This window comes from Aquabacterium sp., from assembly GCF_048860245.1.
In the GTDB taxonomy this organism is placed as follows: domain Bacteria; phylum Pseudomonadota; class Gammaproteobacteria; order Burkholderiales; family Burkholderiaceae_C; genus Aquabacterium.
The window spans coordinates 14,735-36,490 of sequence record NZ_JBLIZW010000123.1 but is presented as its reverse complement, the minus strand read 5'-3'; the positions used below and the strand labels follow the sequence as shown (position 1 = coordinate 36,490).

Annotated in this window: 18 protein-coding genes; 10 read left to right on the top strand and 8 right to left on the bottom strand. The window is 63.8% G+C overall.

Annotated elements, in window-relative coordinates; genetic code table 11:
* Together ACMV18_RS14090 and ACMV18_RS14085 are read right to left on the bottom strand one after the other, a co-directional pair.
* On the bottom strand, positions 1-624 hold a 624-nt coding region (locus ACMV18_RS14090; protein WP_420818362.1), incomplete at its 3' end, for an FAD-dependent oxidoreductase.
* 71 nt (positions 625-695) lie between these two features.
* A complete protein-coding gene (locus ACMV18_RS14085) occupies positions 696-2,252 on the bottom strand; it encodes an ArnT family glycosyltransferase (protein ID WP_420818361.1) in 1,557 nt (518 codons plus the stop codon).
* A gap of 134 nt (positions 2,253-2,386) precedes the next feature.
* Here ACMV18_RS14085 and ACMV18_RS14080 point away from each other — a divergent pair, with 134 nt between their 5' ends.
* Together ACMV18_RS14080 and ACMV18_RS14075 are read left to right on the top strand one after the other, a co-directional pair.
* On the top strand, positions 2,387-3,271 hold the full coding sequence (locus ACMV18_RS14080) for a neutral zinc metallopeptidase (protein WP_374257725.1): 885 nt from the start codon (positions 2,387-2,389) through the stop codon (positions 3,269-3,271).
* 33 nt (positions 3,272-3,304) lie between these two features.
* The gene (locus ACMV18_RS14075; protein WP_420818360.1) at positions 3,305-4,282 is read left to right on the top strand and encodes an NADPH:quinone oxidoreductase family protein; all 978 of its coding nucleotides are present in this window, start codon (positions 3,305-3,307) and stop codon (positions 4,280-4,282) included.
* Here ACMV18_RS14075 and queG read toward each other — a convergent pair.
* On the bottom strand, positions 4,272-5,342 hold the full coding sequence (gene queG, locus ACMV18_RS14070; protein WP_420818363.1) for a tRNA epoxyqueuosine(34) reductase QueG: 1,071 nt from the start codon (positions 5,340-5,342) through the stop codon (positions 4,272-4,274). The genes ACMV18_RS14075 and queG overlap by 11 nt on opposite strands.
* A 57-nt stretch (positions 5,343-5,399) precedes the next feature.
* On the opposite strand from queG, the gene tsaE reads away from it, so the two are divergent.
* Complete coding sequence (gene tsaE / locus ACMV18_RS14065; RefSeq protein ID WP_420818359.1) at positions 5,400-5,921, top strand: tRNA (adenosine(37)-N6)-threonylcarbamoyltransferase complex ATPase subunit type 1 TsaE; 522 nt, start codon at positions 5,400-5,402, stop codon at positions 5,919-5,921.
* Positions 5,918-7,483 carry an N-acetylmuramoyl-L-alanine amidase gene (locus ACMV18_RS14060; protein ID WP_420818358.1) on the top strand — a complete coding sequence of 522 codons (1,566 nt, stop codon included), beginning with the start codon at positions 5,918-5,920 and terminating at the stop codon, positions 7,481-7,483. Before tsaE ends, ACMV18_RS14060 begins: the two co-directional genes overlap by 4 nt.
* A 51-nt stretch (positions 7,484-7,534) precedes the next feature.
* On the opposite strand, the gene ACMV18_RS14055 is transcribed toward ACMV18_RS14060, so the two are convergent.
* The gene (locus ACMV18_RS14055; RefSeq protein WP_420818357.1) at positions 7,535-8,185 is read right to left on the bottom strand and encodes a DedA family protein; all 651 of its coding nucleotides are present in this window, start codon (positions 8,183-8,185) and stop codon (positions 7,535-7,537) included.
* Between the two features lie 94 nt (positions 8,186-8,279).
* On the opposite strand from ACMV18_RS14055, the gene mutL reads away from it, so the two are divergent.
* The 6 genes from mutL to ACMV18_RS14025 all read left to right on the top strand — a co-directional run bounded on the left by mutL (position 8,280) and on the right by ACMV18_RS14025 (position 16,859).
* Positions 8,280-10,301: a DNA mismatch repair endonuclease MutL gene (gene mutL, locus ACMV18_RS14050; protein WP_420818356.1), complete on the top strand. Its 2,022-nt coding sequence runs from the start codon at positions 8,280-8,282 to the stop codon at positions 10,299-10,301.
* A gap of 19 nt (positions 10,302-10,320) precedes the next feature.
* Positions 10,321-11,625 (top strand): pseudouridine synthase, encoded by a 1,305-nt coding sequence (locus ACMV18_RS14045; protein ID WP_420818355.1) that lies wholly within the window; start codon positions 10,321-10,323, stop codon positions 11,623-11,625.
* On the top strand, positions 11,612-12,865 hold the full coding sequence (locus ACMV18_RS14040) for a multidrug effflux MFS transporter (protein ID WP_374257715.1): 1,254 nt from the start codon (positions 11,612-11,614) through the stop codon (positions 12,863-12,865). The genes ACMV18_RS14045 and ACMV18_RS14040 overlap by 14 nt, the downstream gene beginning before the upstream one ends.
* A complete protein-coding gene (miaA, locus tag ACMV18_RS14035; protein ID WP_420818354.1) occupies positions 12,862-13,830 on the top strand; it encodes a tRNA (adenosine(37)-N6)-dimethylallyltransferase MiaA in 969 nt (322 codons plus the stop codon). The genes ACMV18_RS14040 and miaA overlap by 4 nt, the downstream gene beginning before the upstream one ends.
* A gap of 124 nt (positions 13,831-13,954) precedes the next feature.
* Positions 13,955-15,967, top strand: a complete 2,013-nt coding sequence (locus ACMV18_RS14030) for a methyl-accepting chemotaxis protein (RefSeq protein WP_420818353.1) — start codon at positions 13,955-13,957, stop codon at positions 15,965-15,967.
* Positions 15,968-16,088: 121 nt separating this feature from the next.
* Positions 16,089-16,859, top strand: coding sequence for an MBL fold metallo-hydrolase (locus ACMV18_RS14025; protein ID WP_374257711.1), 771 nt, complete (start codon positions 16,089-16,091; stop codon positions 16,857-16,859).
* 9 nt (positions 16,860-16,868) lie between these two features.
* Here the strand turns inward: ACMV18_RS14025 and ACMV18_RS14020 are convergent, their stop codons facing one another.
* The 4 genes from ACMV18_RS14020 to ACMV18_RS14005 are packed head-to-tail and all read right to left on the bottom strand — an operon-like array spanning position 16,869 to position 21,723.
* A complete protein-coding gene (locus ACMV18_RS14020; protein ID WP_420818352.1) occupies positions 16,869-18,437 on the bottom strand; it encodes a DHA2 family efflux MFS transporter permease subunit in 1,569 nt (522 codons plus the stop codon).
* Between the two features lie 2 nt (positions 18,438-18,439).
* On the bottom strand, positions 18,440-19,684 hold the full coding sequence (locus tag ACMV18_RS14015; RefSeq protein ID WP_420818351.1) for an efflux RND transporter periplasmic adaptor subunit: 1,245 nt from the start codon (positions 19,682-19,684) through the stop codon (positions 18,440-18,442).
* Positions 19,681-21,189 (bottom strand): efflux transporter outer membrane subunit, encoded by a 1,509-nt coding sequence (locus ACMV18_RS14010; protein ID WP_420818350.1) that lies wholly within the window; start codon positions 21,187-21,189, stop codon positions 19,681-19,683. The genes ACMV18_RS14015 and ACMV18_RS14010 overlap by 4 nt, the downstream gene beginning before the upstream one ends.
* A complete protein-coding gene (locus ACMV18_RS14005) occupies positions 21,190-21,723 on the bottom strand; it encodes a MarR family winged helix-turn-helix transcriptional regulator (RefSeq protein WP_374257704.1) in 534 nt (177 codons plus the stop codon).
* Positions 21,724-21,756: the final 33 nt, after the last annotated feature.

The following is a 21,756-nucleotide window of genomic DNA, read 5'->3' as shown; positions in this document are numbered from 1 at the left end:
GCCAGACGCCAGCACCACCGCCGAAGCCGCCAGGGTTTCCACGCGCTGAGACTCGATGTCCAGGGCATAGACGCCATGGCAACGCGGCGGCTCGTTCAATTCCGGCGAGCCCTTCTTGAGGTGCCGATGGGTGATCAGGTCAACCGCCATCCACTTTTCGCGCAAAACGATGTTGGGGTGGCGCTTGACCTCATCGAGCAAGACGTCGTGAATGGCCTTGCCCGTGGCATCGGCCGCGTGCGCAATGCGGCGCACGGCATGGCCGCCTTCACGCGTCAGGTGCAGACCCAGGGGGCCTTCCGGATCAGGTGAAAACGGCACGCCGCGTGCCACCAGCCATTCCACGGCCTCGGCGCTGTGGCGTGCGATGAACTCGGCCGTCCGTTCGTCGACCAGACCGGCACCGGCTTCCTGCGTGTCGCGAACGTGGGACTCGATGCTGTCATCACTGCCCAGCACCCCGACGATGCCGCCTTGTGCCCAAGCTGTAGCGGCTTCTTCCAGATGCCGCTTGGCCAGAACGATGACTGGTTGCGTTTCTGCCAGATGCAAAGCCACGGTGAGGCCTGCCAGGCCTGCCCCAATGATCACAACAGGCAGCGTAGATTCCGATACACCAGACATAACAGTCGCAAATGGCCTCAGCTAGGGTTGAGGGCGCGATTTTACCGCTCCCCCCCAATGACGGGGTTCACTCAAGGGGTACAGCGCGCAGCACCGCAATACGCTTGGCAGAACGAGCAATGCCAAACCGGCAGCCACGATGGGAAAGCGTAGTACCGGCGATTGACCTCGGCCATGACCTGTTCACGGTAGGCCTGGTAGTGAAAGTTCACCCCTTCCACCACGTAGAAGTTCACCCCGCTTTGCTGGAAGGTCAGCAAGCGGGTGCTGTCAAAGAAGCCTTGGTACGACTCGGCAGAGATCGGGCGGGTGGCCATGACACGGATCGTGCGGCCTTCCAGCGCGCTGTAGTCCACGATCAGATCATCCTGCCGCGCATGGAAACTGCCCGGCCCCAGCACCGGCACGTGCTTGCCGGCCGCATAGCCAAAAATGGATGCCGACGAGTAGCCATTGGACGCCAGCACCACACCGGGGGCTTCGACCTGGCGCACCATGTCTTGCGCGCGTGCCGCTTCGACCAGTCGGTGGTAGTACTTGAGACCGTGCCACTGTTCCAGACTGGAAAACGCCATGCCAGCCGAGGCCAGCAGGTGCAAGGCCAGCCACACGGTCAGCCCCCGCTGCGCTGAACGCAATCCCGCAGCCGGTACGGCCAAAGCCAACAGCACAAACACAAACGGGTAAAAGCCCATGACCCAGTGCAGGCCGATTTCTTTCTTCAGCGACATCACGCCGAAGAGCAACAGGGGCACCACGGCCATGCATGCCAGCAGAACATGCCCTCGGACGGTTTGGCGCAAAGCCTGGCGATGACGCCAGCCCAACCACAGCAACACCGGGCTGATCAGGTACGCCATCATGACCAGATAGGTCACCACGGTGTCCCACGATGCCTGCGCCCCTTCATTGCGGTTGAACACATTGAACATGATGTTGGTCCAGCAGTGGTTGAGGTTCCACACCACATTGACGGCGACCGCCGGCAGCGACCACAGCACCATCCACACCAAACCCAACCACCGCTGACGGGCCTTCAGCGCAAAGTAAACGACGTAAGCCACGCCCAGCAGCACGGCAAAGTACTTCGACAAAAAGGCCAGCCCCATGAACACGCCACTCAGCGCGTACAGCCGCCAGGCACGTTGACCCGCCAAGGCCGCCTGCTCGGCACGCACCATGGCCGCGGCCGACCAGGCAGCCCACAGAATCAAGGGGGAGTCGGTGGCGATGAGCGAATTCAGCCAGTTGACGGGTGCCAGCCAATACAAAAGCACGGCCCAAGCCGCACGGGTGCGGTCCACTGGAGACCATGCCCACCAGATGGCCCCACCAACGCCCAGGGGCAACAGCACCGCCGGCATCCGCACAGCCCAGACGGCATCGCCCAGCACGGCACGCGTGGCCGCCATCCACCAGGCCACCATGGGCGGGTGGTCGTAGTAACCGTAGTCCAGAAAACGAGACCACCAGTAAAACAAGGCCTCGTCACCGGTCAAGGGGATGGCGGCGGCCATCCACAAACGCCACCCCAGTGACGCCAGTGCAACGACCCACAACCAGCGTGTGGGATCGGGCAGACGGTCGGCGGCAGCGGGCACCGACGAGGAAGCAGACAGGTTGACCATGTTGTCGTATGAAGCTGAGACAGGACTTGCCCGCAACGCACAACAGGCAAACCGGAGATTTTAGGCGCGCGCTGCTAACATGCCCCGCAACGGGGCGACCTGTCCCCCCCCCATCCTCTGAGGAAGGACGCGCGATGCGCTGGCAAGGCAACCGAGAAAGCGACAACGTTGAAGACATCCGCGACGGCAACGGTGGCAGTGGCGGTGGCTTGCCCATTGGCGGAGGGGGCCTGAGCATTGGTGGCGTGGTGGTGGCACTGGTGGCCAGCTACTTTCTGGGCGTGAACCCCCTCACCGTGCTCAACATGCTCAGTGGCGGGCAGTCTGCGCCCCATGCCACACAGTCCGCGCCGTCCGCACACCAGCCACCGGCCAATGACGAGCAAACCCGGTTCGTGCGCACCGTGCTGGCCGACACCGAAGATGTCTGGGGCCAGCTGTTTCAAAACGCGGGCTCGCAGTACCAAAACCCGAAGCTGGTCTTGTTCCGGGGGGCCGTGGCCACCGCCTGTGGCCAGGGGCAGTCGGCCACCGGTCCGTTTTATTGCCCGGGAGACCAGAAGGTCTACATCGACCTGGACTTCTATGATGTGCTGAGAGACCGTCTGGGCGCCCCGGGTGACTTCGCGCAGGCCTACGTGATCGCCCACGAGATCGGTCACCATGTGCAAAACCTCATGGGCACCTCCGAAAAGATGGAAGCCATGCGGGGCCGCGTCAGCCAGGCGCAATACAACGCGCTGAGCGTCCGGCTGGAACTGCAGGCCGACTGCTACGCCGGCGTGTGGGCCTATCACGCCAATCAAAGTCGCCAGATCATTGAGGCTGGCGATGTGGATGAAGCCTTGAATGCCGCCGCGCAAATTGGCGATGACACGCTGCAGCGCAACGCTGGCCGGCACGTCTCGCCTGAAAGTTTCACGCACGGCAGCAGCCAGCAGCGTGTGACCTGGTTCAAGCGCGGCATGGACAGCGGCGACATTCGACAATGCAATACTTTTGACAAAAACGCCCTGTGAGGCGTCCCCAACGAAGAACGGAGACATCACCCCATGCAAGCCTGGATTTGCAACGCCTTTGAGGGCCCTGACGCCCTGACCTGGGAAACCTCTGCCTCGCCCGAGCCCGGCAAAGGCCAGGTTCGTGTGGCCATCAAGGCAGCCAGCCTCAACTTCCCGGATCTGCTGATCGTGCAAGGCAAGTACCAGGTCAAGCCACCCCTGCCCTTTGTGCCGGGCGCCGAGTTTGCCGGCGTGGTCGAGGCCGTGGGCGAAGGCGTCAAGCACCTGAGCGTGGGCAGCCATGTGGCTGGCTTTGCAGGCACGGGCGGCTTCGGCACCCACACCCTGTCCCCTGCTGCCTTGCTGATGCCCCTGCCGCCGGCTTTCTCGTTTGAAGATGCATCGGCCTTCCTGTGCACCTACGGCACCACCTATCACGCCCTGATGGACCGTGCGGCCCTCAAGGCGGGCGAAACCGTGCTGGTCCTGGGTGCATCAGGGGGGGTGGGCACGGCTGCCATCCAGATCGCCAAAGCGGCCGGCGCACGCGTGATCGCTGCGGCCTCGTCGGACGAAAAATGTGCCTTGTGCCAAGAACTGGGCGCGGACGCCACCATCAACTACAGCACCCAGAACCTGCGCGACGAGCTGAAAACGCTCACCGAAGGCAAGGGGCCGGACGTCATCTATGACCCCGTGGGCGGTGACATGACCGAGGCCGCATTCCGCTCCATCGCCTGGCGGGGACGCTTGCTGGTGGTGGGCTTTGCCAACGGCCAGATCCCGGCCATCCCGCTGAACCTGGCCCTGCTCAAGGGGGCGTCCATCCTGGGTGTCTTCTGGGGTGAATTCGCCAAGCGCGAGCCGCAAAACAATGCGGCTTGCCTGATGCAACTGGCCGCCTGGTACATGGAAGGCAAGATCAAGCCCGTCATCGAGCACAAGCTGCCCATGTCGCAACTGAAGGAAGCCTTCGCGCTGATGGGCACCCGTCAGGTTCGCGGCAAAGTGGTGCTGGTCAACGACTGACCTGCGCCAACGCCCATTGAACGTGTTCGGCCACCAAGGCGTGGTCGTCCCCGTTGAGCGGTGGCTGCGCCAGCCACTGCTGCAAGGCATCCCGCATCGCCGCGTGTTCGCCTTCTCGCAAGGCATTGCCCATGGCCACGGCCAGATTGCGCTGCCAGCGTGCAAAGCCAATGCGGCGAATGGGGCTGCCTTCGGTCAAACGCAAGAAGGTGGCTTCATCCCATCGCCACAACCCCAGCAAGGTGGGCTGCTCCAGCGCGGGCCGCACATCGAAATCGGGCAGACTGGCCCGCTGCGCAAACTTGTTCCACGGGCAAACCAGCTGGCAATCGTCACAGCCGTACACGTGATTGCCCATCAGCGGACGCAACGCCAGGGGTATCGGCCCGGCATGCTCAATCGTCAGGTACGAGATGCAGCGTCGCGCGTCCACCTGCCGCTCACCAACGATGGCTTGCGTCGGGCACACCTCCATGCAGGCACGGCATGAGCCACAGTGCACTGACTCGGGCTCCGTCACCGGCAGCGGCACGTCAACGTAAATTTCCCCCAGGAAGAAGGTGGACCCGGCTTCGCGTGACAGCAGCAAGGTGTGTTTGCCACGCCAGCCCAAGCCACTTCGACTGGCCAGTTCCACTTCCAGCACAGGGGCTGAATCGGTGAAGACACGGTGCCCGAACGGACCGATGACCTCGGCCAGCTTGTCAGCCAGCTTTTGCAGGCGCGCACGCAGCACCTTGTGATAGTCACGGCCGCGGGCATACATGGACACGGCGGCCGCGTCGGGCTGCTTCAACCGATCAAACTCCATGGCTTGCCAGCCCGGTGGCACGCTGGCTGGCAAATAGTCCATGCGCGCCGTGATGACGCGCACGGTGCCAGGCACCAGTTCGGCCGGTCGGGCGCGCTTCAGGCCATGACTGGCCATGTAATGCATCTCACCGTGGAAACCACGCGCCAACCAGGCCAGCAAACCGGGCTCAGCACTTGACAAGTCCACATGGGCTACGCCAATCTGAGAAAATCCCAATGTTGATGCCCATTGGCGCAATGCCCCCATGACCTGATCCGGGTCCAACGCGTGCCCGCCGGGGCTCGCCGGGGTCGACAATTCTTGATGACGCATGTGACGATCGTAGCAAGCCCGAACCCTTTGATCGAACGCCAGTTCAACTGGGCTGATGAAACAGCCTGCGCGGCCACGGCACAGTCCCTGGCTGCGGTTTTGCGTCCGCGCCTGCAAAGCGGTCAGACCGTCTTTATCGAATTGAACGGCACCTTGGGCGCGGGCAAGACCACTTTCACCCGTCATTTGCTGCGGGCTTTGGGCGTGCAAGGGCGCATCAAGAGTCCCAGTTATGCCGTGGTCGAGCCGCACGAACTGCCTGACCTCGCGGTTCATCATTTCGACTTCTACCGTTTCAATGACCCGCAGGAATGGGAAGACGCTGGCTTTCGCGATCTGTTCGCGGCCCCCGGCCTGAAGCTGGTTGAATGGCCAGACAAAGCGGCCGGGCTCTTGCCCCGCCCCGACCTTCGACTGCACATTGAGCCTGTGTCCGAAACCGAGCGCCATGTTCAACTGCAGGCCGGCACACCGCTGGGTCAGACCCTGATGATGGAGGAGGCCACACCGTGAGCACACCTCAGAATCCGCATCAACGTCAGCGCCGTCAGTTGCTCAAGCACACCTTGGGCGGCACGCTGATTCTGGCGCTCGGCCCCAAGGAGCTGGCCTGGGGGGCGCAGCTGCTGGCCGTGCGCGTCTGGCCCGCCAATGACTACACCCGCGTCACACTGGAATCGGACACGGCCCTCAATGCCACCTTCTTTGCGGTCGACAAGCCCAATCGGCTGGTCATTGACATCGAAGGGCTGGAGTTGAGCCCTGCCTTGCGCGAGCTGGTTCGAAAGATCCGCTCAGATGACCCCTACATTGCTGGCGTGCGCGTGGGCCAAAACCGCCCGAATGTGGCCCGCCTGGTACTCGACCTCAAGCAAGCCACCAAACCCCAGGTCTTCGGCTTGCCGCCGGTTGCGGCCTACCAGCACCGGCTGGTGTTTGACCTGTACCCGTCGCTGGTGAATGATCCCAAGCTGGCCCTGCAATCGTCGGCGGCCTTGACCGAGCCCAGCACCTCCGCGTCACAAGCGGCGGCTGCGGCGAGTCATGCGGGCAGCGGCAGCCCGGGTGCCTTCATGTCTGCCACACCGGTTCCTGTCAACAAGGCGGTGGCGGCCATCAAACCCGCCCTGCCCTCCAGCAGTTCGTCCGAGCAGGCTGCCGAGGCCATGAACGATGCCCTGGGCGACTTCATTGGTGCCCTCAAGCGCCCGGCTTCGGGCAGCGATAAGGCTGTCGCCAAGGCAACACCTCGTCCCAGTGACAAGGGTGGCGACAAGGCGGGCGACAAAGGCACCGACAAGCCGACGCCCGATCGAGATGACGACCGCACCACCGTGGCCGAAGGCAACCCACGCGCCAGTGCGCAGCGTCTGGTCATCGTGGCGCTGGATGCAGGCCATGGTGGCGAAGACCCGGGCGCCATCGGCCCCAGCGGGCTGTATGAAAAAGACGTGGTGCTCGCGGTGGCCCACAAGCTCAAGGCACGCATCAATGCCATGCCGGGCATGCGTGCCATGTTGACGCGCGAATCCGATTACTTCGTTCCATTGCATGAGCGGGTGAACAAGGCACGCCGGGTGGAGGCCGACCTCTTTGTCTCTATCCACGCCGATGCCTTCATGAACCCCGAGGCCCGGGGCGCATCGGTCTTTGCCCTGTCAGAGACCGGCGCCACCAGTGCCGCCGCACGCTGGATGGCCAAGAAGGAAAACGCCTCGGATCTGATCGGAGGCGTGAACGTGAAAGTCAAGGACGCCTCGGTGATGCGCGCCATGCTGGACATGTCGACCACCGCCCAGATCAAGGACAGCCTGAAGCTCGGCACCGCCGTGCTGGGCCACCTCGGCAAGATTGGTCGGCTGCACAAGGGACGTGTCGAACAAGCCGGCTTTGCGGTGCTCAAAGCCCCGGACATCCCGTCCATTTTGGTGGAAACGGGCTTCATCTCCAATCCGGAAGAAGAGTCCAAGCTCAAGGACGACGGCTACCAAGGCCAATTGGCCGATGCCTTGCTCTCAGGCATCCAGCGGTATTTCGAGAAGAACCCGCCGCTGGCACGCAACCGCGCGCTGTGATGCAAAAAGGGGCCCGCAGGCCCCTTTTTCACACGCCACGCAACGCTGCGTTCACTCGGCGGTTTTGTTCTGACGACCCGCCTTCCATGCGCCAAACAAGGCGATCAGGCCTGGCACCAGGATCAGCGCCCAGATGATCTTGCTCAGGTGCTGCTGCACCAGCGGAATGTTGCCGAACAGGTAGCCCACGGTGGTCAGACCCAGCACCCAGATCAGGGCCCCAATCACGTTGAAAGCGGTGAAGGTGGCTCGGTTCATTTGGGCCACGCCCGCCACGAAAGGCGCGAAGGTGCGGATGAACGGCATGAAGCGCGCCAGGATGATGGTGATGCCACCATGCTTTTCGTAGAACGCGTGCGCCGAATCAAACGCCTTGCGATTGAACCAGCGCGAGTTTTCCCACTGAAACACCTTGGGTCCGATGAAGCGGCCGATCGTGTAGTTCAACTGGTCACCCAACACGGCCGCCAGCAACAGCACCACCATGCTCACCGGCAGGCTCATGGCTCCGGTGCCCGCCAAGGCGCCCACCATGAACAGCAACGAGTCCCCCGGCAGGAAGGGCATGACCACCAGCCCGGTCTCCACGAAAACGATCAGGAACAACAAGGCGTACACCCAGGTTCCGTAGGCCTGCACGAATTCGGCCAAATGCTTGTCGACGTGCAGGATGAAATCAATCAGAAAGCTTGCGAGTTCCATGGGGCGCGATTATCCCGTGGAATCCTTGACTGCCTCGCCATGGACTTGCACCGACACCCAGGTACGGGACACCCTGCCCTTCTACAATACGCCGATGACGCAAGCCTCCCTGGACGATTACGCCCCCGCTGGCCATGGCCAGCCCATGGCGCGCCGCCACATCCAAGAACTCCCTGATGAACTGATCAGCCAGATTGCGGCTGGCGAGGTGGTGGAACGTCCGGCCTCGGTGGTGCGCGAACTGGTGGACAACGCCCTGGATGCGGGCGCCAGCCAGATCACCGTGAAGCTGCTGGCCGGTGGGGTGCGTCAAATCCTGGTTGAAGACGATGGCTGCGGCATTCCGCTGGATGAGCTGCCCCTGGCCTTGCGCCGTCATGCCACCTCCAAGATCCGCTCGCTGGACGATCTGGAGCACGTCAACACCATGGGTTTTCGGGGTGAAGCCCTGGCCGCCATTGCCTCGGTGTCCGACGCGTCGATTGCCAGCCGCACACCCGATGCCCCGCACGCACACCGCCTGGACGCCCGGTCGGGTGAAGTCAGCCCGGCCGCCCGTGCGGTGGGCACCAGTGTCGAGGTGCGCGAACTGTTTTTCAGCACGCCCGCGCGCCGCAAGTTTCTGAAGAGCGACGCCACCGAGTTGGCGCATTGTCTGGAGTCCGTGCGCCGCCATGCGCTGGCCCGCCCGGATGTGGGCTTTGCCGTGTGGCACGAAGGCAAGCTGGTGGAGCAGTTGCGCGCAGGCACACCCGCACAGCGCCTGCAAGACGTGCTGGGCGATGAATTCGTCCGCACCAGCCGGGACGTCGATCTGCAGATTGGCCCCATGCGCATCCACGGTCGCGCCGGTTTGCCGGATGCGGCACGCTCGCGCGCCGACTGGCAGTACTGCTACGTCAACGGCCGCTATGTGCGCGACAAGCTCATCGCCCATGGCGTGCGCTCGGCCTATGAAGACGTGCTGCATGGCTCGCGCCAGCCCACCTACGTGCTGTTCATCGACATTGCGCCCGAGTTGGTGGATGTGAACGTCCACCCCACCAAGATCGAAGTGCGCTTCCGCGACTCGCGTGAAGTCCACCAGGCCGTGCGCAAGGCCGTGGATGCCGCACTGGCCATCTCGCGTGCTGGCGAAGCGGGTCAGCCCGCAGCCGATGCGGGCCCGGCCGTCGCCGCCGAGCCTTCCGCGTCGTCGTCGACCGAGTCGGCCCATGCCACGCTCTCTGCTTCCCCGGCGCCCAACTGGCCCACCCCCACCTCGCAGCAATCGCCCCTGCCTTGGGCCGTGCGTGACAGTGCACCGGAGCGCCGTTGGGCGGGTTGGCCCGAACCTGGTGCCACGGCACCCGCCAGCGTGGATGCGTTTGCCGGCCTGAACCTGCCACGTGTGGTGGCGGCATCGGGCACCGATGACGACGACAGCGCCCACGATGCGCTGGCGCCCCTGCAGATTCAGCACCCCACCGCCAGTCAGGCAGAGGGCGACTGGACCCGCCACGTGCCGGCCGCCGAGATGGACGACGGACACGAGTGGCCGCTGGGCCGTGCCATCGCGCAGATTGGTGGCATCTACGTGCTGGCCGAAAACGCCAAGGGCCTGATCATCGTGGACATGCATGCCGCGCACGAGCGCGTGGTCTACGAGCGGCTGAAAGCCCAGATGGCGCACGAACGTCTGGAGAGTCAGCCCCTGCTGATCCCCCTGACCTTTGCGGCCACCCCACAAGAAATCGCCACGGCCGAGACGCAGCACGAGACCCTGATGACGCTGGGGCTGGACGTGGGCCCGATTGGCCCCGGCAAGCTGGCCGTGCGCTCCTTGCCCCTGGCCTTGAAGCAGGCCGACGGGGTGGAGTTGGCCCGCTCCGTGCTGGCCGAGCTGGCGCAACTGGATGCGAGCAACGTCATCCAGCGCGCGCAACACGAACTGCTGGCGACGATGGCCTGCCACGGCGCCGTGCGCGCCAACCGCCGTCTGACCCTGACCGAAATGAATGCCCTGCTGCGCGACATGGAAGCCACCGAACGCGCAGACCAGTGCAACCACGGCCGCCCAACCTGGCGCCAACTGACCCTGAAAGACCTGGACGCGCTGTTCCTGCGCGGCCGCTAAGCACGGGCGAGACACACACATGACCGAACGCAAGAAACTCAGCCTGAACAAGGCCGCTCAGCCCGAATCTCAAGACAAGCCTTTCCGCAAGCCACCGGTGCGCGGTGTGGCGCCCCGCACGCGCATGAGCGCCACCGAGGCCGCCAAGGCACGCGAAGAGGCCGCGCAGCGCCCCCCCGCCGAATCGCGCTACCGCGACGAACGCCCAAGCCGCCCCTACGAGGCGCGTGACGATCGCCCGGCTCAACGGCCCCGTTCGCAACGCAGTGATCCGGATGCCTGGGGCGACCGCCCTGCAGCACGCCAACGCACCGATGCCGCTGGGCGGAGTCCGCGTCAGGACGCCCCTCGCCGTGGCGATGACCGATTCGACCGACGTGATGAACGCCGTGACGACCGTCGCGATGAGCGCCGAGATGAACGCCGTGCTGGCCCATATGGTGACGCCCGCCCAGGCCAACGCCCTGCTCGTCCCCCTGCACGCCCGGCGCGTGATGACCGTTCCTACGCTGCCCCACGCGCGCCGCGCCCGGCACCCGTGGTCAGCGAGCAGGATCACGATGGCCGCGTGCGCCTGTCCAAGCTGATGAGCGAACGTGGCCTGGCCTCGCGCCGTGAGGCCGACGAGTGGATCGAGCACGGCTGGGTGCGTGTCGATGGCGAGGTGGTCAGCGAACTGGGCACCCGTGTGCGCCCCGATCAAGAGATCACCATTGACCCGGAAGCGCGCACGCAGCAGGCGCAGCGGGTCACCATCCTGCTGCACAAGCCCATGGGCTTCGTGAGTGGTCAGGCCGAAGACGGGTACGAACCCGCCGTCACCCTGATCACCCCGGAGAACCGCTGGCGTGATGACCGCCTGCCCATCAAGCTGACGCGCGGTCACCTGCGCAACCTGGCGCCTTGCGGGCGCCTGGACATCGACTCCACCGGCTTGCTGGTGTTGTCGCAAGACGGGCGCATCGCCAAACAGCTCATTGGCGAAGACTCCGGCATCGAAAAGGAATACCTGGTCCGCGTGCAATGGATGCCACAACCCGACGCCGAAAACGTGTCGGCCGTGGTGCCACCCGAAGCCCTGAACCAACTGCGCCACGGGCTGGAACTTGATGGCCGCCAACTGAAGCCAGCCCAGGTGTCGTGGCAAAACGAGCATCAGTTGCGCTTCGTGCTGCGCGAAGGTCGCAAGCGCCAGATTCGCCGCATGTGTGAACTGGTGGGCCTGAAAGTGGTGGGCCTCAAGCGCGTGCGCATGGGTCGCATCACGCTGGGCAAGTTGCCTGCGGGCCAATGGCGTTTCCTGCGACCCGATGAACGCTTCTGATCGATCCGCCGCCGTCCCTGCGTGGGTGGCGGTAGTGGCCGTGGGACTGCTCACCGGGCTGCAGCCCATCACCACCGATCTGTACTTGCCCGCCCTGCCTCAAATGAAGCAGGACTTGCACCTGAGCGCGTCTCAGGCCCAGTGGACGCTGTCGGTGCTCATCCTCGCCTTCGGCTTGGGGCAACTGATCTGGGGGCCGGTGGCCGACCGTGTGGGCCGCCGCCCCGTCTTGCGCTGGGGCCTGGGCCTGTACGTGCTGGCCAGCATCATGGCCACCCTGGCCCAAGACCTGTCGATGATGCTGGTGGCCCGCATTGCGCAAGGTGCGTGCCTGTCCGCCGCCGTGGTGTGTGGCCGAGCCATGATCCGGGATCTGTATGACCCGGAAGATGGCGCACGTGTGATGACCAAGGGGCTGGGCATTCTGGGCGTGCTGGCCCTGATCGGTCCGGCGCTGGGGGGCTTGACCGCCACCTATGGCGGCTGGCGCGTGACGATGTCCATGTTGTTGCTGTCGTCGCTGCTGATTCTGGGTTTTGTATGGTTCAAGCTGCCGGAAACCTTGCCGCCCCACCGGCGACAGGCCCCACAGCCCGTGAAGGCCATGCTCCTGAACTGGTGGGACATTTCCAGGCACCCCACCTTCCGAGCCCACACCCTGCTCACCTCGTCCACCTATGGTGGGCTCTACGTCTACCTGGCCTTGTCGTCCTTCGTCTTCATTGACGTGCTGGGCGGCACACGCACGGGTTGCGGCCTGATCATGGCCACGGTCTCGCTGGCCTATCTGCTGGGCACCTTGGTGTGCCGGCGCGCGCTGCACACCCGAGGGTTGATCCGCACGGTTCGTCTGGCTGGCTGGCTGTCGCTGACAGGCGGCCTCAGTTTGGCCGTGCTGTCGCTGTTGCAATGGACACTGGGACTGTCCATCCCGGTTTGGGCCATGTTTCCGGGCCTGTGGTTGTATGGCATGGGCCACGGCATCCACCAACCCTGTGGCCAAACGGGCGTGGTTGCGGCCTTCCCGACGCGCGCCGGTGCGGCATCGGCCTTGTCCGGATTCATCCTGGCCTGCACGGCCTTTGTCGTCGGTGCTGCGCTGGCGTGGTGGACGGCCCAGCCCGGCTGGTCTGGCACCATTCACCCCATGACACTGGGCATGGGCATCGGGGGCCTGATCACGGCCCGGGTCGCCCTGCATCGCGTGCAGCGCGATGGTCTGCCCAAGGAACCCGCATGACGCACACCACTCCCACGGCGCCCACCTGGATCCTCGCCGGGCCCACGGCCTGCGGCAAGACCGCCGCCGCACTGGCGCTGGCGCAAGAGGTCGACATCGAAATCATCAGCGTGGACTCGGCGCTGATCTACCGGGGCATGGACATTGGCACCGCCAAGCCCACGACGGCCGAGATGGCACAGGTACCGCACCACCTGATCGACATCCTCGACCCCACCGAAAGCTACAGCGCCGCACGCTTTGTGCAAGACACCGAACGCCTGATCGGTGAGATTCGCGCACGAGGCCGCACCCCCTTGCTCGTGGGTGGCACGATGCTCTACATCAAGGCCTTGCTGGAAGGGCTGGACGACATGCCGCCCGCCGACCCGGCCATCCGCGCCATGCTTGATGCCCGCATGGCCGAGCTGGGCAGCCCTGCCCTGCACGCGGAGTTGGCACAGGTGGACCCGATCACCGCAGCCCGACTGGCGCCCGGCGACACCCAGCGCATCCAGCGTGCGCTCGAGGTTTGGCACAGCACGGGCAAGCCCCTGTCGAGCTTCCACAGTCGTCAGACCGGGGAGCGCCCTCCTGCGCACGACGCGGTGCTGGTGTCGCTGGAGCCCAGTGATCGCACCTGGCTGCACCACCGCATTGCTTTGCGCTTTGAGCAAATGATGGCCGCCGGCTTCATTGACGAAGTCATGCGCTTGCGCGAACGCCCCGATCTGCACGTGGGCCTGCCGTCCATTCGCTGTGTCGGTTACCGACAGGTATGGGAGGCGCTGGATGCCGGACTGGACCTCAGCCAGCCCGCCGTGCTGCGCGAGGTGATGGACAAAGGCATTGCCGCCACGCGGCAGTTGGCCAAACGGCAGATCACCTGGCTGCGCAGCATGCCGCAACGCCATATCGTGACATGTGACCGCTCTGACGCGCTGGATCAGGTCCGCAGAGTATTCAAGAACGATTCTCGTTCATAAAATCGGTCCCCGCCGCCAAGCTGGCTGGTTCAGCCCCCTTTGATTCGCAGATCACACTCCGGTGAAACGGGCATGATGCGCGTCGATTTAGCGAAGAGGGGCGCTTTCCCCGACTGATTCCGACATGTCTGCCATCAATAACTTGCCCCTCAGACTCCGTCTGATTGGCCTGTGCCTGTTCCTGAGCCTGATCTCGCTCATTCCCCTCTACGCACTGTTTGAAGACCTCCGCGTCAGCTGGTTCTTCAACGACCACGAACAGCGAGGCATCACGCCCGCCAATACCCTGGTTCAGACGATTGCGCAGGTGCAACGTCACCGTGGCCTGTCTGGCCCCTGGCTGCAGAACAACGAGGGCACCAATGCCGCACGCTTGCAGGCGGCCGAAGGACTGGAGCAACAATGGCGGACCTTCGAAGCGCAATGGCAAGACACGGACTTGGATGAGCACGTTCTGACACTGGCCAAAGATCTGCACCGACAAAGCGTCGAGCTGGTGGGTCAGGTCACCCAACGTCAGATCGCCGCAGAAGAAAGCTTCCGGCGCCACACCGAGTTGATCGACAAGATGCTGGGCCTGATGTTTGAAGTGGCCGCTTCCAGCAACTTGTTGTACGACCCGGAAGAAGTGCCTTACCTGATGATCATCAGTGGCTTCCAGGAAGGGCCGCGTGTCACCGAACTGGCTGCGCGCGTGCGGGGCCTGGGCACCAGCTTCCTAGCCTCCCCCACCGGCATGTCACAGAACCTGCAACTGGCACAAGACACACACGGCCGGTTGCTGGAACGCCTCGGCAGTCTGGAAACTCACCTGAAGGCCGCCGCACGTCGTCAAGCCGACTTGCAGGACACACTGGTTGGCCCGGCATTGAACAAGCTGGAAGACCTGCGCCGACTGTCCAACGAAACACGGGCCTTGCTGGAAGGTGACACCGAATCTCAGCTGAGCAGCATGACGCCGCAGGCCTATTTCGAGCATGCAAGCCGTTTCATCGATGCGCAAACGCAAGTCACCACACAGGTCACTGAGCACGTGGTCGAGGCTCTGGCCGCCCGTCAGCACGGCATCCGCGTGAAGGTGGTGATCCTGGGCATTGTCATCGTGGCCTTGATCGGCTTCGGCCTGTGGCTGATGACCACCTTGATTCGCGGCATCCTCAAGCCCGTGCATCGCATGAAGGCCTTGGCGGAATCGCTGGCTGAGGGCGACCTCACACGCAGTTGCGCCACCCATCAGCGTGACGAAATCGGTGACTGCATGAACGCGCTCGAAACCGCGCGCCAAAGCTGGGTCCAGATCCTGCACAACGTCCGCAAGTCCGTCGACATGGTGTCCAGCGCATCCATCCAGATCGCTGTGGGCAGTGAAGACTTGCATGGGCGCACGGTGTCTGCTGCGGCCAGCCTGGAAGAAACCAGCACCGCCATCTATCAGCTGACCAGCACCGTGGAACAAACGGCCGACTCGGCGCAGCAAGCCAATGCTCTGGCATTCAGCGCCAGCGAAACCGCGCGTCAAGGGCAGGACGTCATGACGCAGGCCGTGCATAACATGGACACCATCACCACGGCCAGCCAGCGCATCGCAGACATCATTGGGGTGATCGACAGCATCGCCTTCCAGACCAACATCCTGGCGCTCAACGCCGCCGTGGAAGCAGCGCGCGCCGGCGAGTCTGGGCGTGGCTTTGCCGTGGTCGCCAGCGAAGTGCGCAGCCTGGCGCAACGCAGCGCGCAATCGGCCCGCGAAATCAAGTCACTGATCAACGACAGCCTGACCAAGATCGAGAACGGCACACAGCTGGTCCACAACGCTGGCGCCAACATGCAGGCCATCCTGGACAGCAATGCGCAAGTCAGCCGCATCATCGGCGCCATCTCGCATGCGACAAAAGAGCAGTCCGTCGGCTTCTCTCAAGTCAACCAGGCGACACAACAACTCGATGGCATGACCAGCAGCAATGCCGCCCTCGTCGAGCAATCGACCGAGGCCGCCCATCGTTTGCGCGTCGAGGCCGAACGCCTGATGCAGATGATTTCGGTCTTCAAGTTCGAGCACACCACACAAGGCCAATGGGAGGTTGCAGAGACCCCGCGTGCGCTGGGCGCAGCCCGCACCCCTCAACTGTCGGCCTGATGCCGAAAAATGCCGGCCTTATACCTCTTCGATGAAAGACAGAGTTGATCTAAGTTAAGCCCATAGCTACAGTAAAACCCTATCCTTCCCCCCTTTTGCAGTAGCTGTAACCAGGTCCCCAATGTCCTACGAACTGTATCGCCACGGCGGCCATGTCTGCCTGATGTTTTCTGACATGAGCTCGGAGGGGGGTGAGGCAGTTCAGGCCAACCAGTTCCTCGTCGTGAATGACGACACCGGCGCCATCATTGATCCAGGTGGCAACCTCGCCTACAGCGAGTTGTATCTGGGCATGACCCATTACTTTCCGCCCTCGCGCCTGTCGGCTATCCTGGCCTCGCACGCCGACCCGGACATCATTGCGTCGCTCGACCGCTGGATGACCGCCACACCGGACGCCAAGCTCTACGTGTCCAAGCTGTGGGAGCGCTTTGTTCCCCACTTCTGCAAGCCCGGCAAGACCACGGGCCGTGTGGTGGGCATCCCTGACAAGGGCATGCGCATCCAGATCGGCAACAGCGAATTGGTTGCCCTGCCCGCGCACTTCATGCACGCCGAAGGCAACTTCCAGTTCTACGATCCGCTCAGCCGCATCCTGTTCTCGGGCGACTTGGGCGTGTCGCTCATCGCGGGCAAAGATGCCACCAAGCCCTTCAGTTCGCTCGACCCGCTGCCTCCCGGCATGGACGCGTTCCACCGTCGCTACATGGTCTCGGGCAAGATCCTGCGCTTCTGGGCCCGCATGGTGCGTCAGTTGAAGATCGACATGATCGTGCCGCAACACGGCGCCCCCCTGGAAGGTGCGGCCGTGAAGCAGTTCATCGAATGGGTGAGCGATTTGTCGTGCGGCATCGATCTGATGAGCGATGCCGACTACGCCATTCCCGAGTAAACCAATTGATCAGTGTGCGCCGCCCGCATCCACGGCGGCGCCACCCTGACGTGGTCGTGCCAACCAGATGATCGGGATCAGGCACAAGAACAACCAGGCTGAGGCCAGAAACACGTCGTCTGCTGCGCGCGTGAACGCCTGCTGATCAATCAGACGCGAGATCTGCGCCGCAGCTTGCTCGTAGCTCAAGCCACCGCTTTGCAGCGCCGCCAGCGAGCCCACCGCAGCCGGATCGGTCGGGGTGATGTGCTCCACCATGTGTGCGTGGTGCAAGGTCGCGCGGTTGTCCCAGATGGTGGTGACCGCCGAAGTGCCCATGGCGCCTGCCGTGATCCGCACAAAATTGCTCAAACCCGAAGCAGACGGAATGCGGTCTGGCGTGAGGCCATTCAAGGTGATGGCGCTCAGCGGAATGAAGAAGAACGCCAGTGCGGCCCCCTGCAGAATGGTCGGCACCATGATGGTGGCGAAGTCGGCTTGCACGATGAAGTGCGAGCGCATCCACAACACCATCGCAAAGCCCAGGAAAGACACCGTGGCCAAGGCACGGGTGTCCACACGGGTCACATTACGCCCCACCACCGGTGACAACAAAATGGCCAGCAAGCCCACAGGCGCCACCGCCATCCCCGCTGCCGACGCCGTGTAGCCCATGAACTGCTGCAACCACAGCGGCAGCAGCACCACGTTGCCAAAGAAGAGGCAGTACGCCACCGACAGCGCCACCACCCCCACAGCAAAGTTACGGCCCGCAAACAGGCGCAAATCGACAATGGGGTGCTCGGCGGTCAACTCCCAGATGAGGAAGACCACAAACCCGATCAAGGCCACGAGTCCCAGAATCACAATCTGGGAGCTCTCGAACCACTCCAGCTCTTTGCCCTTGTCGAGCATGATCTGCAAAGCACCCACCCATACCACCAGCAGCCCCAGGCCCACCGAATCAATCGGCAACTTGCGGGTCGGCGTTTCCCGCTTGGCATAGATCCGCCAGGTCACGAACGCGGCCCCCAAACCCACGGGGACGTTGATGTAGAAGATCCACGGCCACGACACGTTGTCCGTGATCCAGCCCCCTAACAAGGGCCCGGTGACCGGCGCGACCAAGGTCGTCATGGCCCATAAGGCCAGCGCCGTGCCAGCTTTGGCCGGTGGGTAACTGGACAGCAAGAGCGTTTGCGACAGCGGGATCATGGGCCCCGCCACCAGCCCCTGCAGCACGCGAAAGGCAATCAGCAACTCCAGCGACGGCGCAAAGCCGCACAGCCACGAGGCCAGCACAAAAAGCAGCACGCTGGCCGTGAACAAGCGAACCGCGCCAAAGCGCTGCGTCAGCCAGCCGGTCAGGGGCACCGAAATCGCATTGGCCACGCCAAAGCTGGTGATGACCCACGTGCCCTGCGTGGTGCTCACGCCCAGGTCACCCGAAATGGCAGGCAAAGACACGTTGGCGATGGACGAATCCAGCACGTTCATGAACGTGGCCAGCGACAAGGCCACCGTGCCCCACTTGAGCGGCGCCCCCGTCAACGGCGGGTGCGGCATGTGCCCCGCCCCACCGGCTGCAGGTTGACTCATGCTCAGGCTCCCTTGGCCGACCGAGCGGCGGCGCCCAGGTTGTTTTGAATGATGCGGTGCACCAGTGTCTCGGCATCACGCTGCTGGTTGTCGTACACCGTGGTCTGCGCCACCACGCCTTGGCGCGGCGATGCGGCCAGCATGGGGCCATCCTGCTTGCTGACGTCCAGCTCCACCTCCATCGACAAGCCCACGCGCAGTGGGTGCGCCTTCACTTCGGCAGCATCCAAGGCGATGCGCACGGGCACGCGCTGCACAATCTTGATCCAGTTGCCTGTGGCGTTTTGAGCAGGCAGCAGCGAAAACGCTGCACCGGTGCCAGCGCCCAGGCCCGACACCGTGCCGTGGTACACCACCTTCTGGCCATACACGTCGGCCGTCAAGGTGGCCTCTTGGCCAATGCGCACGCTCTTCAGCTGGCTTTCCTTGAAGTTTGCGTCCACCCAGGGCTGATCCAGCGTCACCAGTGCCATCAAAGGCGACCCAGCTTGCACGCGCTGACCCAACTGCACGCTGCGCTTGGCGATGTAGCCATCCACCGGTGCCACCAGGTCCACACGGTGCAGGGCCAGATAGGCTTCGCGCACCCGAGCCGCCGCACGGGCCACATTCGGGTGCTGCGCCACCGACGTCCCCTCGGTCAGCGACTGGTTCGAGGCCAGTTGCTCACGTGCAGCCGCCAAGGCCGACTCCGCAGCCGCCAAGGCGCTGCGGCTGGCGTTCAGCTGCGCGGTCGCATGGTTGTACTCTTCCTTGCCCACGGCCCCAGTGGCCAACAGCGGGGTACGACGGGTCACGTCTTCCTGCAGGCGAGCGACCTCGGTGCGCGCCTTGTCCACATCGGCCTGACGCAGGCTGATCTGTGCCGTCAAGGTGGCATTGTTGGCAAACAAGGTGCGCACTTCACGCACGGTTTGCGCCAGTTGCGCCTGCGCCTGATCCAGCGCCACTTGGGCATCAGCGGCATCCAGCTTCACCAGCACCTGGCCTGCCTTGACGCGGTCGTTGTCATCGGCCCCGATGGTCAGCACCGTGCCCCCCACCAGTGGCGTGATCTGCACGATGTTGGCCTGCACGTAGGCGTTGTCGGTGTGCTCGTAGTGGCTGCTCACGAAGTGGTAATAGGCCGCGTAGCCGGCACCCGCCAGCGCGACCACCAAAGCCACGGCCTTGAGGCCCTTCTTGCGACGAGTCTGTGCATCCATCTTGAGGGCGGCGTTGTCTACGGTGTTGGCGTTACTGCTCATGTGCGGTCTCCGCGGGTCTGGATGGTTTGGGGGCTCGAAGAAGATACGGGGGCGGGCGATGCGGCGGTGGTTTGCAAGCTGCCGCCCAAGGCGCGATACAACGCAAACTGGCTGTCCAGCACGCGTGCCTGCAGATCAATGGCCAGGCGGCGCTGATTGAGCACACTGGACTCGGCATTCAGCACGATCAGGTAGGTGCCCATGCCGGCGCGATAACGCTGCATGGCCAGGTCATACGCGGTCTCGATGCTGGCGCGCGCAGCCTGCTGCTCGCGCTGTTGACGCGTCAAGGATTGACCACTGGCGAGCAAATCCGTCACGTCCTGCGCGGCCTGCAACACGGCCTGGTTATAGGTGGCGATGGCTGCATCCTGTTCAGCCACCTTGCCCATGAGGTTGGCGCGTCGCTGTTGGCCGTCAAACAGGGGCAAATGCACCGCGGGCATCAACCCCCATTGCCAGCTGGCCGGCTTGAACAGGTTTTCCAGGCCGATGGCGTTGTAGCCGGCGTAGCTGGTCAGGTTCACGTTGGGGTAGAACAAGGCCCGCGCCGCATCCACCTCAAAGCCAGACGATTCCACACGCCACCGTGCCGCCATCACGTCCGCACGGCGGGCCAGCAGGTCCGCAGGCACGTTGTCAGGCGCCTGCTGAACCGGCAACGCATCCAGCGTCACGGTCAGGCCATCCAGTGCGTTCGGGGCTTGCCCCGTCAGCACCGCCAGCGCATGGCGGGTGAGCGCGATTTGCTCGTCCAGCGCCTCCAGTTGCACACGCGTTTCAGGCAAAGCGCCGTCGGCCTGCTTCAACTCCACCTTGGTGTCCAAGCCGGCCTGCACACGCTGCTTCACCAGCGCCAGCATTTCCTCACGCTGCGACAGGGTGCGCTGCGCCACAGCGCGCTGACTCTGCAGGCGGCCCAGTTGCACATAGGTGCGCGCCACTTGGGTCGACAGCAGCAAGCGCGCGGCGTGCAGATCGGCACTGGCAGCCTTGGTTTGACCAATGCTGCTGTCAATCTCGGCACGCTGACGCCCAAACAGGTCCAACTCCCAACTGCCTGCGAGCTGCGCCGTCCCGGACGTCAGAGAAGCGCCGGCCACCGGGTAGGGATACAAACCATGCGCGGTGAAGTGCTGCCGGTCAATCTCACCACTGGCTTGCAGCTTGGCTTCGTGCTCGCCCTGTACCGCCACAGCTTGCGCCTGCACACGCTGCCAGCGTGTTTGCGCGACCTGAATCGAAGGGTTGTCGGCCAGCGCACGCTCAATCAGGCTCGCAAGCTGGCGGTCGCCATAGCCGGTCCACCACGCTTGCGGCGCCGCATCCACCTCGGCCAGCGTCGCCTGTTGAAGGCCCAGCTTGCCTGACTCCAACGCCGACAACCGGCCCTGAATGTCGCCATGCGTCGAACAGGCTGACAGCGTCAACCCCATCGCAGCCAGCGCCACCCATTTGACGGGATGCGCGGCCTGCGCAGAGCCCAGTTTGTGCAAGTACTTCATTTATTTCGTCTGCTTGTCAGCAGCTCCGCAGGTGTGCTCTCGCAGTTCTTCTGCATTGGTGGCCATGCGGCGCAAAAAGCCCATCAAGGTTTGCCACTCTTCGTGTGAAAAGCCCGCCAACAGGTGATTGGCCACATCGCACAGCACCTCCGGCACTTGCTCGATGGACTTCTCACCTTCCGGCGTCAAAGCCAGGTTGACCACGCGTCGGTCTTCTGTAGAGCGCTCGCGGCGGCACAGCCCCTTGGCCTCCAAGCGATCCAGCGTGCGCGTCAGGGCACCCGGGTCCATGTACAGGTCACGTGCCAGCGCCGCCAGGGTTGCAGCCTGGCCTCGGTGAATCAAAAACATGGGCGTCCACTGAGCTTGGGTCAGCCCATGGCCTTCCAGGCGTCGGTCCACCGTGTGCACCATGGTCTGCACGATGCGGCGCATGAGGTAGCCCACGCTGTTCTCGCGCGAGAACTTGCCGATCTTGTAAAAGTCAGCAGGGACAGGGGCATCCTTTGGGGTTGGATGATTGGCATTTGGCATGGCGCGAAATTTATTTGCTTAGTCAAACATTGT

Coding starts and splice junctions, on each gene's coding strand:
- ACMV18_RS14010 (WP_420818350.1), bottom strand. CDS start 21,189: ATGAAGTACTTGCACAAACTGGGCTCTGCGCAGGCCGCGCATCCCGTC.
- ACMV18_RS14085 (WP_420818361.1), bottom strand. CDS start 2,252: ATGGTCAACCTGTCTGCTTCCTCGTCGGTGCCCGCTGCCGCCGACCGT.
- ACMV18_RS14040 (WP_374257715.1), top strand. CDS start 11,612: ATGAACGCTTCTGATCGATCCGCCGCCGTCCCTGCGTGGGTGGCGGTA.
- ACMV18_RS14075 (WP_420818360.1), top strand. CDS start 3,305: ATGCAAGCCTGGATTTGCAACGCCTTTGAGGGCCCTGACGCCCTGACC.
- ACMV18_RS14080 (WP_374257725.1), top strand. CDS start 2,387: ATGCGCTGGCAAGGCAACCGAGAAAGCGACAACGTTGAAGACATCCGC.
- mutL (WP_420818356.1), top strand. CDS start 8,280: ATGACGCAAGCCTCCCTGGACGATTACGCCCCCGCTGGCCATGGCCAG.
- ACMV18_RS14015 (WP_420818351.1), bottom strand. CDS start 19,684: ATGAGCAGTAACGCCAACACCGTAGACAACGCCGCCCTCAAGATGGAT.
- tsaE (WP_420818359.1), top strand. CDS start 5,400: ATGACGCATGTGACGATCGTAGCAAGCCCGAACCCTTTGATCGAACGC.
- ACMV18_RS14005 (WP_374257704.1), bottom strand. CDS start 21,723: ATGCCAAATGCCAATCATCCAACCCCAAAGGATGCCCCTGTCCCTGCT.
- ACMV18_RS14045 (WP_420818355.1), top strand. CDS start 10,321: ATGACCGAACGCAAGAAACTCAGCCTGAACAAGGCCGCTCAGCCCGAA.
- ACMV18_RS14055 (WP_420818357.1), bottom strand. CDS start 8,185: ATGGAACTCGCAAGCTTTCTGATTGATTTCATCCTGCACGTCGACAAG.
- miaA (WP_420818354.1), top strand. CDS start 12,862: ATGACGCACACCACTCCCACGGCGCCCACCTGGATCCTCGCCGGGCCC.
- queG (WP_420818363.1), bottom strand. CDS start 5,342: ATGGGGGCATTGCGCCAATGGGCATCAACATTGGGATTTTCTCAGATT.
- ACMV18_RS14020 (WP_420818352.1), bottom strand. CDS start 18,437: ATGAGTCAACCTGCAGCCGGTGGGGCGGGGCACATGCCGCACCCGCCG.
- ACMV18_RS14030 (WP_420818353.1), top strand. CDS start 13,955: ATGTCTGCCATCAATAACTTGCCCCTCAGACTCCGTCTGATTGGCCTG.
- ACMV18_RS14025 (WP_374257711.1), top strand. CDS start 16,089: ATGTCCTACGAACTGTATCGCCACGGCGGCCATGTCTGCCTGATGTTT.